Origin of the sequence: Ferruginibacter paludis (genome assembly GCF_030409685.1) — a bacterium.
Taxonomy (GTDB): Bacteria; Bacteroidota; Bacteroidia; order Chitinophagales; family Chitinophagaceae; genus Ferruginibacter; species Ferruginibacter paludis.
The window spans coordinates 282,902-298,978 of sequence record NZ_JAUFQJ010000002.1 but is presented as its reverse complement, the minus strand read 5'-3'; the positions used below and the strand labels follow the sequence as shown (position 1 = coordinate 298,978).

9 protein-coding genes are annotated in these 16,077 nt (G+C 41.9%); 2 read left to right on the top strand and 7 right to left on the bottom strand.

The window, feature by feature from the left end:
- Positions 1-89 precede the first annotated feature (89 nt).
- From QWZ08_RS03220 to QWZ08_RS03200, 5 genes are all read right to left on the bottom strand, one after another.
- A complete protein-coding gene (locus QWZ08_RS03220; protein ID WP_290335769.1) occupies positions 90-308 on the bottom strand; it encodes a hypothetical protein in 219 nt (72 codons plus the stop codon).
- A gap of 159 nt (positions 309-467) precedes the next feature.
- Positions 468-3,545 (bottom strand): PKD domain-containing protein, encoded by a 3,078-nt coding sequence (locus QWZ08_RS03215; protein ID WP_290335768.1) that lies wholly within the window; start codon positions 3,543-3,545, stop codon positions 468-470.
- A gap of 416 nt (positions 3,546-3,961) precedes the next feature.
- Complete coding sequence (locus tag QWZ08_RS03210) at positions 3,962-7,654, bottom strand: glycosyltransferase (protein WP_290335767.1); 3,693 nt, start codon at positions 7,652-7,654, stop codon at positions 3,962-3,964.
- Entirely contained in the window at positions 7,651-9,015 is a 1,365-nt protein-coding gene (locus QWZ08_RS03205; RefSeq protein ID WP_290335766.1) for a glycoside hydrolase 5 family protein, read from the bottom strand. Before QWZ08_RS03205 ends, QWZ08_RS03210 begins: the two co-directional genes overlap by 4 nt.
- Before the next feature lie 337 nt (positions 9,016-9,352).
- Complete coding sequence (locus tag QWZ08_RS03200) at positions 9,353-9,853, bottom strand: DUF6702 family protein (protein WP_290335765.1); 501 nt, start codon at positions 9,851-9,853, stop codon at positions 9,353-9,355.
- A gap of 174 nt (positions 9,854-10,027) precedes the next feature.
- On the opposite strand from QWZ08_RS03200, the gene QWZ08_RS03195 reads away from it, so the two are divergent.
- Together QWZ08_RS03195 and QWZ08_RS03190 are read left to right on the top strand one after the other, a co-directional pair.
- Positions 10,028-10,606, top strand: a complete 579-nt coding sequence (locus tag QWZ08_RS03195) for a HupE/UreJ family protein (RefSeq protein ID WP_290335764.1) — start codon at positions 10,028-10,030, stop codon at positions 10,604-10,606.
- A gap of 54 nt (positions 10,607-10,660) precedes the next feature.
- Positions 10,661-13,033, top strand: a complete 2,373-nt coding sequence (locus QWZ08_RS03190; protein ID WP_435387579.1) for a M1 family metallopeptidase — start codon at positions 10,661-10,663, stop codon at positions 13,031-13,033.
- A gap of 330 nt (positions 13,034-13,363) precedes the next feature.
- On the opposite strand, the gene QWZ08_RS03185 is transcribed toward QWZ08_RS03190, so the two are convergent.
- Complete coding sequence (locus QWZ08_RS03185; RefSeq protein WP_290335762.1) at positions 13,364-15,250, bottom strand: T9SS type A sorting domain-containing protein; 1,887 nt, start codon at positions 15,248-15,250, stop codon at positions 13,364-13,366.
- Positions 15,251-15,419: 169 nt separating this feature from the next.
- A complete protein-coding gene (locus QWZ08_RS03180; protein WP_290335761.1) occupies positions 15,420-15,878 on the bottom strand; it encodes a hypothetical protein in 459 nt (152 codons plus the stop codon).
- Positions 15,879-16,077: the final 199 nt, after the last annotated feature.

Genomic DNA, 16,077 nt, shown 5'->3' with positions numbered 1-16,077 from the left:
ATAATTGTTCAGGAGGATTAGCGGATCAATGGGAATTCAGAGGTAAAGAAATAACAAAAATTTGAGGTTTCCAAAAAAATGTACCTGATTCATGCCCCGCCAGCAGGCTTTTTCGACGAAATGCTTCCTTTGGCCACGGAGATGTTTTTTCCGGCTAACAATTTGTGCCCCGTCATGTGCAGAAAGATCAATGGTACAAAATATTTTGCCCGGATATAGCAGAGTACCTTCTCCGGACTTGCTTCGGGAATGCTTCGGGACACCTTCGGTAATTGACGCTGCTGGTACGAAGCAATCCAAAAGGACATACGAATAAGATCTTAAATAAAGCTGGCCTTATTTTCTGCCGTTTGCTTTATGGTTATTATACAAGGGGCGCCATTGTCCCGCATTTAAATTAATACGATGGTATATAAAAAAAGGGCTGCCCGTTTGAGCAGCCCTGTATATTTTGCGATCAATCCCCTTTATTTGATCTGCACTATTTTTCCGTTCACTTGTTTATCACCTACCCGCAGGGTATAGATCAACGCACCTTTGTTGGAAGAAGGTATGTTGTAATCTACTACCTGGGTTCTGTTGGCAAACAGGTAACCGGCAAAAACAGTTTTCACTTTCTGACCCATCATGTTGTACACATCCAGTGTTGCTTTACCGGATACGGGAGAAACAATGGAGAATTTCACCCTGTCGGTAAATGGATTTGGATAGGCTGTTGCTGTAAGCGCTGTAACCGCCTGTCTTTCTTCTGCCGCAGTTATCACACTGGCAGACCTTGCCAATGATGAACCACAAGATTTAGCATTATCATAATAACCAAGGTAGAATCTTCCACCGTCAAACGACCTGTTGATGACATCAATTGCATTATTAACATCAGTCAACGTTACATTCGCAGGAATTAATGCAGGCATTGATGCATTGGTGCCCCCGCCTAACATATTACTGGCAAGAGCTAGTAAATCATTCACTGTTTTACCGGATGACATCCAGGTAGCCATAGCAGAAGTCGCAGTGAGCTGCAGGCTGCTTATTGCATTATTAGTTGGAGTACATGCAAGTGGCTTTGGTGCAGAACAAGTATTAGGATCCATCAGCTGAGTAGTTAAATACTTATTTGGTTTTAACACCAAACTTCCCAAAGGATTATTAACACTACTGTTTATATTGAGTGCCAACGTAATTGTCTGACCTAACAACACACTTGAAATCTTCTTATTATATATTTTAGGAAGATTTTGACTTGCACCGGGTGATAAAATATTTGTATTGTTGTTGGTGAGTGGAGTCGAATTGGATGTAATGATTGCAGCTGTTTGTCCGGCAGGCATGTAAGTAATTAAATTACTAATTTCTGCACTTGTATTGTTTATTGTAAAAGTTCGGCTATTGGCAACTATACCGAGCTTTAATGATCCACCCATTCTTACAAGGCTGGCTGCTATTAAAGATGGAACATTAGCTTTATTGGTACCAGCTATATAAGTAGTGCCACCAATGCATATTTTACCCCCAACGTTACCATAAAAACCTTGAGTAACTGTGTAAACGGGATTACCCGGGCCAACAGTAATTGTTTTGGAACAAGATTGAGCTACACAATTGGTACTGGTATTTGTAACCGTTAAAGATAAAATATACGAACCTACTGTAGCTGTTGTTACAACAACTGGAGATCCTGTACTTCCGTTTACAAATGAAGCACCGCTTGTATTGGAGGTAATGGCCCACTGGTATGAATAAGATCCAACCGGACCGCTAAAAGATGCATTGGCGCCAAGCGTTACAGCAGCCGGGCCTGTGATGGAGCATGGTGGCAATGGATTCACAACAACAGTCAGTGTTGCTGTAGTTGCACACTGACCGTCAGCCGGTGTAAATGTGTACTCTTTAGTGGTTGTATTGTCAACCACAGGACTCCATGTGCCCGGGATTCCTTCCTTGGAAGTTGCTGGCAAGGTAATGGTTCCTCCACTACAGATTGGGCCAATGGCGTCAAATGTTGGAGTAGTCTTAGCATTCACAGTAACGGTCAGTTTTGCGGTAGTGGCACACTGTCCGTCAGCTGGTGTAAATGTGTACTCTTTAGTGGTTGTATTGTCAACCGCAGGACTCCATGTACCAGGAATTCCTTCTTTTGAAGTTGCTGGCAAAGTAATGGTTCCTCCACTGCAGACTGGACCAACGGCGTCAAATGTTGGGGTAGTCTTGGCATTTACAGTAACAGTCAATTTTGCGGTAGTGGCACACTGTCCGTCAGCTGGTGTAAATGTGTACTCTGTTGTAGCGGTATTGTCAACCGCAGGACTCCAGGTTCCGGGAATTCCTTCTTTTGAAGAAGTTGGCAGTGTGATAGTTCCTCCACTGCATATTGGATCAATTGCATTAAATGTAGTAACAGTTTTTGCTGTAATGGTCAATTTTACTGGTGTTCTGGTGGGGCTAACGCACGTAGACGTGGATGCTTCTGCATAATAGGTAACAGAGCCTACTGAACTCAGTGAAGGAACAGCAACTCCGTTACCATCCGCATCAAACCAGTTAATTGTTTCACCTGGTCCACCTGTTGCGGTAGCTGTTATTGTTTCGCCTTCACAACCGGTCAGGTCGCCCCCGCTTATCGGTGCAACCAAGGTACAACATGAAACAGCCAACACAGTATGAGTAGATGTAACACTGAAAACAGTATTTGGGTCAGGTGACGCATCGGACCCAACCAGTGTTATGGTATACAAACCCTCTGCTGCATAAGTATGAGAAATTTTAGCAGCAGCAACTGTTGCCAAACTGGATGCAGTTGTTGTTTGAATTGGTGTATTATCACCGAAGTTCCATGTAAAAGTAACGGGGTATTGAATGTTTTTGTCAGTAACGATAGAAGGGGTGAAGTCAAAAGCCTTTGAATCTCCACCAGCTGAGCAATCACCCTGCAGGGAGATAAAATCAACTTCTAACTTAACAGTGACAGGTATTGTCTCATCAGGAGTATACCTGCATTTAGAAGGTGTTTCAGGACAATGTCCATTGGAACTACCGTCACAAAAATCAGTTTTACCGGTACCCCATGACACAAACAGGTTATTGAGAGAAAAAACATCTACGCAAGTTGCATCTGGCAGTGGGAAGGAGAACGCCAGGTCATTGTTACCCCCGTCATTCAGGGTAATATTGGTAAAGCAGTTTGCAAAAAGAACGGTGCTGGTTACACCATTTATTTTTACATCAAAGTTGCCGCTGATTGAAACCCCTTTGCGTTGGGTATTAGAAAATACTATAAGGTGCAATTGGGCATTCAGAAAAGGTTGGGCCGATGAACAATTAATAGGTGCACCATCCGGGCCGGATAAGTATGCACTAATCACTCTTACATCATTTGCCGTACAATTAACATTGCCGCAATTGGCGGGTGTAAAGGAATTTGTAATCGGAATTTGCGAATAAGCCGGGCTGCTTGCAAACATTGTTGTGATAAAACAAAGCATGCTAAAAAGCCGGAACAGCGGCCGTTTTTGCTGCCATTTTTTTAAAAAGGTAAATTGGTTCATGATGAATGTTTTAGTTTAAAGAATTAGAAGGTCTGTTTTGGAATTGAGTAGAAAATTTGGAAAATAATTAAGGAGGCATCGATATACGGCACAGGTAATTTTTTTTCATGTAAAAAAATTTGGTGATTAAATTAAAATGCAGCTTAATTAAAATGTTGGATTTATAGGGCATAGTTATTAAAGGGCGGGCACAGTTTTACCTGTACTTTACAAGAATAAAATTTTACGAATTAAATATTAGCCAAAGTAAAAACGATGGAATTGTAACTTAGGGAACGGGTAATAATTAACGGTAATTAGAGATGCTGGCGGCTCAATAGAATTGGATATACGTGCGGGAAAATCTAAAGTAAATTAAAATAAATTGTAATCCTATTAAATAAGGAAAATTATTTTTTAAAAATGATTTTAACGGATCACTCGTAATACAACGGCGTATTTAGAGTAGTGGAAAGCACTTTAACCTGGTCGCCCATGATGGCTTCCAGCGTGAGTTTGTAATATTGCGGTTCGCGGGGAATGACAAAATCAAGCGACGGCCCCTCCCCCGCTTTTTTTATAAAAAGGGTATTGCCATACTGATCGGTGCGCACCAGGTTCCATTCAAAACTAAGGCCCGGTACATTGTTGTGGTACAGCTTCCATTGGTGATTGTATTTTACAATTACCTGGTAAATCAATTCGTTCCCTTCAAAGGCCAGTTTGGCCGGTTTTAAAATGCTTATTTCGGGTATGGGTGAGGGTTTGCCTGGCGTGTTGTTCCAGGTGCTGGCTACGGTATTGTACCATTGCTTTTTCCTGCCTTCCATATCCAGTAAACCATCCAGGCTGATGTACCTGGTATTCTCCAAATCCTGCCAGGCAGGTAACGTTCCGGATTGCCGGATTGCCGGCAGCAAAGGCCATAATTCAGGAGCTACCTTACCCCAGGTCATACCAGGTTCCAGGGGTTCAGCTAAGCCAGCCGGGTATTTCGCAACAGCGGTAAGCATATAAGTATTTATTTCCGGCACCTGCCCTTCGTAATAGTGAAACCGCTCACGGCCATTTTCATCCCAGTTTAAATTCATTACAATCGGGCGGGTACTGTCTGTTAACCGGATCTGGCGGCAGAGTTCACTCAGCCATTCAGTATAGCGCTGCCGGTAAAAAAAATAATCCGGTAAAAAGGTTTGGCTGGCGAGACTGCTTAATACATCATCACCTACATTCCAGGCAATGATATTTTTATTCTGCAGGTTATTTTTTATTACATTCAGTATGTTATTTTTTTCCTTTTGCAGCAGCTTTTTATCATTCATTACGGCCATGGTGGCAGGTATCCTGAAACAGGGAATTAACCGGATATTGTTTTCAGCCAGTACTTTGCCCAGGTTGTTATCGTAAAAGCCCGGCATCATTCGTTGAACGGTATTTATACCCACTTTTTTCATTGCGGCCACATCAGCCTGCAATGTGCGCAGGTTAAGCGTATGCCTGTTTCTGAACCAGTAGTATCCTTTGTTGTACTCAACACATTTAATACCGCCAGGCAACTGGTGATTTTTTGTAACGCCGGTTGTTATGCGACTTTTTGAATACGTAGCGTCCGGCGGCATACTGGCGGCCGGCGCATTTTGCCAGAGGGTATTTTGCATTGTAACGTCACCGGCATTGTGCACGGTACCTTCCTTATGTGCCGGGTAATCTGCCAACACACTTTTTATTTCTTTGAAAGCTGTATCCACATTCTGCCAGGCTGCATTCCACCACTGCAGGTTGTAACGATTGCTTACGTTTGCCCCGGTAATCATTACCGGCAAACCGCTGTTAAAAACTGGCTGCTGGTGGTAGGGCCGGTACAGCTGATCAAAACTTGTTACAGGTCTGCCGGTGCTGTCGGTAATGTGTATGTTAATCCAGTCTGTAAATCCCTTTCCGGGGAAATAAGCTGTTGCAGACAGCACATCTTTCGGTGTCCAAACCCACACAACTTTATCCGCACCGGCTTTACTGACCAGCTGGTGCACATATTGCCAGGCTGCTATATACAGTTGCGGATTATTGCCCGTGGCGGAAAACAGCGGGTATTTATCCCGCACCGCCTCATCTCCAAAAGTTAAAAAAACCGGCTTGTTCAATGTTGCCAGCTGCTTCGCGAAAGCGGTTATTACCTCATCGTACTCCCCATCTGTAATTTGCTGCAACACCATGGAATCTTGTGCAACCGCGATACCACTGTCTTTTTGCCAAAGCTGCCACACCAGCAGCGGCAAGGCGTGATGGTGATACACCTGGTTAAGGTAACTGGTATCCAGTATATTTTTTTCACCTGCCCCCCAGGGAACGTTGGCAGCGATGATGGCTGTTTGCTGTTTCGTCAGCAGCGAAGCAAAGAAATTGCCCGACGCCACATTATTTTCCGCATTGCTTTGCAGGCTGAAGCCCTTATAGAATATTTGCAGACCTGGCGGAGGCGGGGGTAAAAAATCCGGTAACTTTTGCTGTTGCCGGTAGGCAAATACAAACGCTACAATTAAGACCATGGCAAGCGGCAGCGAATAGGTGCGTAAAAATCCATGTGCCTTTTTAATTAACCAGGTATGTTGCCGCAGCTTCATGGCAAAATCACTTGCCGCGCTTGTTTCGCTGGTATACCCGGAAATAAAAAAAATAAAAACCATAAATATTACCTGCATAGACGCCAGCACTACCATGAATACGGTATACGGATTATAGTCAAACCGTATCCCGTAGGCAATAGCCGCCAGTGACACTATTGCAATGACGATATTGGGTAAGCTAAACAAAAAAGGCAGCGGGTCATGGTCATTTTTGGGCGTAGGTATATAAGGTACTTTTTTTCTGAAGATGGTGTAAATAAACCCAATACTGTATACCCACCAGGCACCGATCTGTAATATGCCCCCTATAAAATGAAAACCCCTGTCACTGTCTTCTGCCACCCATTTTTGTACATAGTGCCTGATAAGAATACTCATGGTAAACAGCGGAGCGGACGCCAGTAAAAAATTCAGCACATCCATTTGCAACGGAATATAGCCGGTAAATAAAGAGATAACTGGAATTAAAAAATTAATAAAGAAAATAAAGCCCAGCAGGTAATGAAATGGCAGCGTGAAGTAATGTATTTTTTGCCGCCAGGTAAATTGTTTAAAGAGAGCCGGATAGGTTACCAGCAACAATTCCCATGTACCCCTGCTCCATTTTAATTGTTGTTTATAATACGACGACATGGTTGCGGGAACAAGACCCCTTGTAATAATGGCTGGTACGTACACCGATTGCCAGCCCTTGGCATGCAACTGCATAGCAGTGTGCATATCTTCTGCCAGGCCATTGGCGTGGCCGCCAATTGAATCCAGCGCAGCCCTGCGAAAAGTACAATTGGCGCCAATGGCCTGTACCGTTCCGTAACTCTGCATAGCCATCATCATTGGGCCGTAAAACTGGTAGGTTTGCTGCGCAGCACCTTTTGCCACCAGGCTTTGCTGCTGATTATAGTATGCCTGTACTACCTGTACAAAACCAATGGAAGGATTATCGAAATAAGCCACCACCTGATCTAAAAATTCGGGTGCCGGAATATGATCCGGATCCAGTACCACACACAAGTCGCCTGTTGCATATTGCAGGGCATTGTTGATATTGCCGGCTTTGGCATCTGTTTTATCGGTTCTTGTAACATGTTGTATGCCCAGCCGGAAACACAATTGCTTTACATTGGGATCGTCCGCTTCATCGCAGCACCATGCAGTATGAGGGTAGGTTATATTTTGAATGGCGGTCAACGTGCGCTCCAGCATATCAAATGGTTCTCCCGGGCAATAAGTAGTTAAAATATCAACTGTATACATCTTTGCTGCAGCTGGCGTAACCGGACTTGTAATAGAAAAATAGTGGTACCATTCGTGCAGGTACTTAAAGCAATAATACACCATGGTAATTATCAGCAAAACATACAATGGATAGTAGCTGATGTTGCCCGGCTGCAGTAGGGTATATAGAAAAAATATAACGGACACCACTCCAATAAGGATCATCAGCCGCAGGGCCATCTTTTCTTTTACAGAAGGAGACTGTATGGGGGTTAATTTATAATTTATCATTGTACTACGTAGAAGGGGATATTGGCTGTAGCACAAAAGCCAGCCGGATTTTTGACTGTTACAAATATCCTGTAGGGCCCTTTACCGGCAGGTGCTTTAAAATTAATTTCACTCTGTAAGCTATCTGTCATCAATCCCATTTGGACAGCCGGTTTTTTAAAATTGTCCCAGGTAAGTCCCCAGTGCTGCCAGTCTTCTTTTAGAATCTGCCATTGATATACCAGGGTATCTGCAGCGCCCGGCTTCTCCAAATAAACAGCAGCCTGGTGAGTTGAACCAGCCTCAAAAATAAGATTGCTGTCCCCGCCCGATTTATCTACCAGCATATATTGCAGGCGGGGCGATTGGTGTTTGGTAACTGTATCTTTCCAGCAGTCGTTTAAAACCTCCAGTGCTTCAGTAGGAGTATCATCTTCATTAAAAATACTGTACCAGGTATGCGTATATTCCTGTCGGTTACCCCAGAAAAAAACCAAAGAACCCAAAAAACGGGGATCATTGCGGGGTATGTACTTTGTATAAAATTCGGCGTATTGCTGCGCTTTTTTGGTACTGGTATTTTCTATTGGTGCCTGCCAGGTAGTTAAGGATGCTTCCCAGCCGCCGTTGGGCGACCACTCCCCAACCAGGTAAGGTCCGTTCCAAAACCATTTTATCAAACTAAGATCGGTTTCAATTGATTTAATCCGGTTATAGGTATTAATACAAATGAAATCCAGCGCGGGTATCCGCCACCGGATATTAAAAATAAACCGCTTCGCCACATTGATTGTAGAAGTTGAAACAGGGTGATCGGGATCTGCCTGGTGAATGGTCTCAAGCAGGCGATTATAGCTTTTGTAAAATGGAACTGTTGTAAAAGTAAGGGGCATATCCAGCTCATTGCCCAGGCACCACGCAAGCAACGCCGGCTCATCCTTATAGCGGGATACAATTTGTTTATAATGATTGTACAATTTGTTGGTATTGCTGTCCTGGCTATAAAACTCTGTATTGTCTCCGCCCGGGATATCAATCCCTATTATTACTGCTACACCATTCTTTGCTGCTTCTTTAAATGTATTTTCCAGCCTGGATGTATCCCAGCAAATAATGGTATTTCCGCCTGCATTAACCAATTCTTTAATATGGGTAAATCCTGCCCCACCTTTTACAATAAACGGTTTGCCGTTTTTATAAAAATTAAACCGGCCATTTTGCTGCCGGATACTTACCAGTTTATCACGCTTTGCATATTGATTTTTGGGGCCTTTGGTCAGGACGTAAAACAACAATACTAAACATACCAATAACAGGGAAGCTGCCATGAGCCTTAATAGCCATCGTTTAATTTTACCGGCACCTGGGTAGTACTTCTTCAATGATTGGATTAGTTAATACTGGATTATTATTATTTTTTAAGCGTAAAGGATTCAGGGTAAATACAAAACGCTTCAACAAAATACATACAATCCTTAAAAATAAAATTAAATTCAAACAATGCAGGGATAAAGTTCCCTGATGCAAAATAATCTGCCTTTAACGAACCGATCATTCAAAATAGTCCTGACAATTTTTATGCCTGTACTACCAACAACCGGTTTAAGTGACAATTTATTAAACGAAGTACTTACAGGAGAAGTATTTTATAGCAGCGGAAACAATAATAAAATGAACAATAAGGCGCTTGCTAATAGCCAACGGCATCTTTCTCCATTGTTAAAACTCAAAGTCAGCTGCTTCATCCGGGTTATTTAACCGGGTACTTTTTCTTTCACCGTGTACCATTACATGGATGATTTGCATTTGCTGCGGCTTGGCGTCGTATAAAATGTTATTGGTTACTGTAATTTTTTTTACCGCGGCAATATTATCCACCTGGAAATAACTGATAATCCCTTCTTCCTGTTGTTCGAAACCGAGAAATTGCAGCACCAAATTTTTATTATCGGCCGATACTTTTACATGTTGCTGAACATACTTATTCACCAAAGGATTCATCTGATTTTTTAAAGCCGGATTCAGCAAATCTATTGTTGTTTTATTTTGCTGGCGGAGGGTCTGTTCAAAATCATCAGTAAAAATCTTGCAACTTATTTCCAGTGTTTTGGCAGCGGCATTGTGATTGATTTCAGTAACACTCACAAAAATGGGATGCGGTTTGCCCGTGAAAGTGCTGATTGAAAAAAGAAGTAACCATTTATACAGTATAGATGCCATTTAAACAAAGAATTAGCTGTTTACAATTCAATTGAAGATATTTGAACACCAAAATTAGCAACTATTACAGTATTAAATTGGAATGGCTCAATTATCTGTTCATATACAAAGTATTTAGCTCAGATTGTTTAAATAATTTGTACACCAGCTATCGCAAACTACCAACTAATGTAAATGAATGATGTTGTTTTTTATTTAGAAACAGGCTGGCACCATATTATTAGTTGGAATGCATTGGATCACATATTGTTTATCATTGCACTGGCGGCCATTTACCTGGTACAGGACTGGCGGCAGGTACTGGTCTTAATAACTGCCTTTACCATTGGCCATTCGCTTACCCTGGCACTGAGTGTAAATGATGTGATCCGCTTTAACGAAAAATGGGTGGAATTTTTAATTCCCTGCACCATTCTTGCTACTGCCATATTTAATTTTTTTGTAAAAGGGTATCGGCCCAAATCATTAAGGGTAAACTATTTTTTAGCCTTGTTTTTTGGATTGATCCATGGAATGGGTTTTGCCAATGCCATCCGTTTTATGCTGGCTTCCAACCAATCTATTGGCTGGCCATTGCTAGGTTTCAACATTGGGCTTGAGGTTGGACAAATAACTGTAGTTAGTGTGATACTACTGATCAGTTATATCCTGGTGACCAGATTGAAACTGGAAAGAAAATGGTGGGTATGGGGCTTATCCATCCTGGCCATCATCATATCTGCAAATATGTTGATTGAGCGGTGGCCTAAATAAATATGCGCAACAATTGAATTGATTTAACAGCTATAAAAAAACAATCACACTATGATGAGACACCTGCTTACTCTCCCGCTTTTAATTGCGGTTACAATTAGTGGTTATGCCCAGGACATTAAGAACAATCCCGGCAGCAACCATGGTAATCGTTTTGAACAATTAGGTACTATTCTGCCTACACCCAACGAATACCGTACTGCAAGTGGCGCACCAGGACCTAAATACTGGCAGCAGCGTTGCGATTACGACATCGTTTGCCAACTGGATGAGCCCAACCGAAAATTGAACGGAAAGGAAACGCTTACCTATTTTAACAACTCTCCTGACCCGCTTAGCTATTTGTGGATACAGCTGGATGAAAACCAGCACAGCACAAAAAATAACTCCGGTTACCAAACGAGCAATACCATGCCCAAAAGTGTAACTGAAAACGACCTTGCAAGGCTTGGCGGAAAAACAGATAAGGAATATGGAGACAATATTTTAAAAGTAACTGATGCCTCAGGCAAACCGATCGGTTATACCATCAACAAAACAATGATGCGTATTGAACTGCCACAGGTTTTAAAACCCGGCCAGCAGTTTATTTTTAAGATAGAATGGAATTATTTTATCAGCGACCGCATGAAAAACTTTGGGCGTGGCGGGTATGAATATTTTCCTGAAGATGGCAATGATTTGTATACAATGACGCAGTGGTATCCACGCCTCTGTGTGTACAGCGATTTCCAGGGATGGCAGAACCACCAGTTTGTTGGCAGTGGTGAATTTGCATTAACCTTTGGCAACTTTAAAGTGGCGATGACAGTGCCGGCAGACCATGTAGTGATGGCCACCGGCGAGGGGCAAAACTATCAGCAGGTGCTATCACCGGCCCAGTTTGCCCGCTGGCAAAAAGCGCAGACAGCAACAGAACCAACAGAAATTGTTACGCTGGAGGAAGCCAAAGCAAGAGAGAAACAAAAGTTGACACAAACAAAAACATGGATATTTAAAGCCAGTATGGTACGTGACTTTGCCTGGGGCAGCAGCCGTAAATTTATATGGGATGCCATGGCAACAAAAGTAGAGGGCAAAAAAGTAATGTGCATGAGCGCTTACGGAAAAGAAGCATATAACCTGTACCGCAAGTATAGCACCAAAGCAGTGGCGCATACCATTAAAAGCTATTCAAAATTCACCATCCCTTACCCCTACCCTGTGGCCCAAAGTTTAGAAGCCGCCAATGGTATGGAGTACCCGATGATCTGTTTTAATTTTGGCCGTTGCGAAAAAGATGGCACCTACAGCGAGGGCACCAAAAACGGTATGCTGGGCGTAGTTATTCATGAGGTAGGGCATAACTTTTTTCCAATGATCATTAACAGCGATGAAAGGCAATGGACCTGGATGGATGAAGGCCTGAATTCTTTCTGCGAATATTTAACAGAAGAATTATGGGATAATAAGTTTCCTGTAAGCAAAGGCGCGGCTTATAAAATTGTTGATTACATGAAACTGCCTAAAGATCAGCTGGAACCCATTATGACCAACAGTGAAAACATTATACAATTTGGTCCCAATGCGTATACCAAGCCTTCTACGGGTTTAAATATTTTACGCGAAACCATCATGGGGAGGGATTTATTTGATTATGCCTTCAGGGAATATGCAAGGCGCTGGGCATTTAAACATCCTACACCCGCAGACCTTTTCAGAACCATGGAAGACGCGAGCGGTGAAGACCTGGACTGGTTTTGGCGTGGCTGGTTTTATGGTACTGATCCCTGCGACATTTCCCTGGACAGTGTGAAATGGGCTAAACTAACGCTTGATGGAGGTAACCCAACCACCGGTGGTAATACGATTAAACAAAACATTGCCAGGCCACTTTTAAATTCGTTTGAAGATATTTCTAAAGTAAGAAACCGGGAAGACAAAAAGATCAATTTTGCTACGGATGCAGATACCAGCCTGCGGGATTTTTACTGGCGTTACGATCGCGGCGTTGCGAAAGTTGACACTACGCCGGTTGAAATTATCATCCCCGTTGCAGTGGCAGATACTTTTACCAACCAGCAAAAAACTGATTTGGCCGGTGGTAAAAACATGTACGAGCTAACCTTTAGCAACAAGGGTGGTTTGGTAATGCCCATCATCATTGAATGGACGTTTAAAGACAGCACAAAACAAATTGACCGCATACCTGCACAGGTATGGCGAAAGAATGAAAACAAAGTGGTAAAAACATTTGTAAAAGATAAAGAAGTGGCCTCTATTAAGTTAGACCCAATGAGGGAAACAGCCGACATCAATACCAGCAACAATACCTGGCCGGCTGTTGAAACGCCCACCAGCTTTCAATTGTTTAAAGCCCGCAGCGGAGCAGGCCGTGGTGGGGCATCTGGTAATATCAATCCCATGCAAAAAGAAATAAAAAAATAATTACATTTTAGATTACAGTAAAGCCGCTCCTTTGCAGGAGCGGCTTTTTTATGGCATCATCTGCCTCTGTTAAAATATGTATACCGGTGTTTTTTTTATAGGAGATATAACAAAAACTGCCACACCTGTACCTGCGGTAGTTATTATGCAGTCTGTTTTATTTACCAGCAACCTTTTTCATTCTCCAATTGTGATGGAAGTTTTTTTGCTCAGGCCATTAATCACCCAACATCCTTTTACAGTCTGCTGGCCGGTAAGGAATAAACCAGTTGCCTTTTAGGGAGTTAATTAACTATGTAAACAGCTTTCGTTGTTGCAATTGATCTGCCTTTATTTATGCTTAATAAGTACCTGCGTACTAAATACCGATCCTTTATCGGAAACATTTACTACATAATAACCATTCGGGAAATTAACTGTATTGATATCGATCGACTTTTCAGTAAATGCCCGGTCCAGTATTTTTTTACCGCTGATATCAATCAATACAATTCGTCTTTGGTCAGAAAAATATTCTTCAGTGGAATACACTTTTATTAACTCATCGGCGGGGTTAGGTGTAACTTTTATTTTTTGAAAATCTGCTGCCTTTCTTACCACCAATACCTGGCTCAGATAACTGTCGCCGGAAGCGTCGTAAGCCCTTATCCTGTAATAGGCGTCGCTGTTTCCGTTCACGCGGTTATTAAAATAATAGCTCTCTTTACCTGCTTCTCCGTTTACTGTACCGGCAAGTGCCCAGTTTTTCGAATCCTCACTATACTCTACTTCAAATTTGCCAACCAATGTTGATGCCAGGGCAATTGACCACTTTATACTGTGCAGGGTGGTGTTGATGGCATCTGCCTTGGCGTCAATAAATTTTACCGGTAAAATGGTTCCAAAGAAAAACGGTGTAGGCCTGTTTTCGGGATAGTCGCCAGGGTCGCCATCTGCATTCAAATCTATTACATTCACTCCACCATTATTGGATGAATCAATTACCGGAAGCCGGTTGCCCGCATTACCTATTTCACCCTTTGAAAAGGCTGTGTTATAATAGATTTGATTATTGACAAGGTTAGTTGCCCTTAGATGTACCTGTAATATCACATAGCCGTTCTGAAGATTGCTCATCAACTGGTTGTCCAGAAACATTTTATTATTGGTAACGCCATCAAATAACGGATCCAGTATTAAATTATTAGGATTTGATGACACGGTAACGCTAACATTAGAAACGTTGGCAGCCCCGAATATTGCTCCAAAATCTTCAGTAACATTAAAGTTGGTAAGCTTAACATTACCCATATTTCTTGCTACTATTTCATACACAATGTCTTCCGTTACACTGTCAATTTTTGTATTGGCCACCAACCGGTTTGACAAGCCTGTTGCAGGCGTAATACTGGAATTATCAATCGGGGTTTGGTTTAATTGAAATGTTTGTTGATTCGTCATTACTTTCGTTACCAAATCATACACATAACGGAAACAACTGCCGTTGAAATTAGTGCCGGCCAATTGTATGGCTCCATTTACATAAGCCAGGGCGTAACAAGGCCTCGCCATATCCTGTATAAAATTGGCAATGGCGTTTCCTGATCCGCCGTTGTAATTGGTGATCTCATAAAACTTGCCCGGGTTGTCGCCCATTACAATAAACATTCTGCCGTTGGGCATTAAGCAAATATCGCCTGTATTCAGGGTATTGGGGATGTGATTGGATGGAAAACGGATTGTTTTACTTGCAAGAATAGTACCCGTTGCTTCATCGAACCGCTCTATAATGGCTGAACTGTCCACGAGGTTGCGTATAGACCATAGATCTCCGTTAATGTCAAATTCAAAATTATTAGGTGTATAGTTATACAGATAAGTAGGTACCAGTGGCATGGTTGCCGGACATGTATACGCCGTAGGTAAACTCATATCGTATATATAAATACGGCTGTCACCCTGGTTTATGTCATTGATATAAATCTTATTGTCCTTTGGATTGTAAGAAATAAATTTATTAAAAACGTCTGAAAAGGGAGGGTTAACCGCACAACTTGCCATCAGGTATGCACCTGTGATGGGTTTGTTTCCAATGGAAGAAAAAGTAACGGCTGTTTTATTACCACAGGCATTAGAACCAAAATTTAAAATAGCCGTATTGATAGCCTTGCTTTGGCCGTAGCCTTTACCACAAATCAATACAATCACTGTAATGAGGTACTTAATTTTTTTTCTCATAAATCGGCATAATAGTGGGTTGAACAGTTACTATAACGGACTCAGTATAAAAAAATTGTTGTTTTTATTAGTGCAGCTGTGCAGTGAGGCCCAAAGGCGCCGGGCTTTTCACCAGAAGAAGCCGGAATAACTGATCCGGTTATTTATCAAACATACATTTCAAAGCAGATTAATGGATACTGGCGTAGCTTGTTTCGTTACCGATTGTTAAGGAAAAAGTTGTTGAAGCTGTATACATTTCGTCCCCATTGTTAAATACGGTTTTTATACGATAGTATACCTTTTCTTCAGACAGGTAAGTTTTTCTGAATTTCACTTCGTAGTTGGTAGACCAGGCAGTAACATCGCTGGCTGCTATTAATTTCGAGGTTTCAAAAGTATGGTTATCGTAACTTAATTGTAATTCAAAATGACTGGTATTACTTTCGTTTATAGCCTGCCATTTAATGGAAGCACCGTTGGCATCTCTTTCAAATTTTAATTCGTTTCCCTCTGCACCCATAGGTTTGAATGATATATCATTGGTAACGGTTTCCGGGTTGTTGTTAATCGTAAATTTTACCTGTGCATTCACAGACGTAACAAGAAACGTGCAAGTAACTGCGAGAATGGTTGAGATAGCTTTCATAAAATCAGTTTTTAATTATGAGGGTACTGATAGTATGTTTACAGCAATGATGCCAACAGCTAAAACCTTTACTGGTAAAGGGTTTCAGAATTTACTTGTTATAGATTTTTCTTTTTCAGGGAAACAAATTCCATTTTATGGAAAAAATCGGTAGTTAGTATTCTACCAGTTTACAAGCAATAACGGATACTTGCTTATT

Excerpts from the sequence above, each read along its gene's own strand:
- QWZ08_RS03190 (WP_435387579.1), top strand. The coding sequence starts at position 10,661 with ATGAGACACCTGCTTACTCTCCCGCTTTTAATTGCGGTTACAATTAGT.
- QWZ08_RS03185 (WP_290335762.1), bottom strand. The coding sequence starts at position 15,250 with ATGAGAAAAAAAATTAAGTACCTCATTACAGTGATTGTATTGATTTGT.
- QWZ08_RS03200 (WP_290335765.1), bottom strand. The coding sequence starts at position 9,853 with ATGGCATCTATACTGTATAAATGGTTACTTCTTTTTTCAATCAGCACT.
- QWZ08_RS03210 (WP_290335767.1), bottom strand. The coding sequence starts at position 7,654 with ATGATAAATTATAAATTAACCCCCATACAGTCTCCTTCTGTAAAAGAA.
- QWZ08_RS03220 (WP_290335769.1), bottom strand. The coding sequence starts at position 308 with ATGTCCTTTTGGATTGCTTCGTACCAGCAGCGTCAATTACCGAAGGTG.
- QWZ08_RS03180 (WP_290335761.1), bottom strand. The coding sequence starts at position 15,878 with ATGAAAGCTATCTCAACCATTCTCGCAGTTACTTGCACGTTTCTTGTT.
- QWZ08_RS03215 (WP_290335768.1), bottom strand. The coding sequence starts at position 3,545 with ATGAACCAATTTACCTTTTTAAAAAAATGGCAGCAAAAACGGCCGCTG.
- QWZ08_RS03195 (WP_290335764.1), top strand. The coding sequence starts at position 10,028 with ATGAATGATGTTGTTTTTTATTTAGAAACAGGCTGGCACCATATTATT.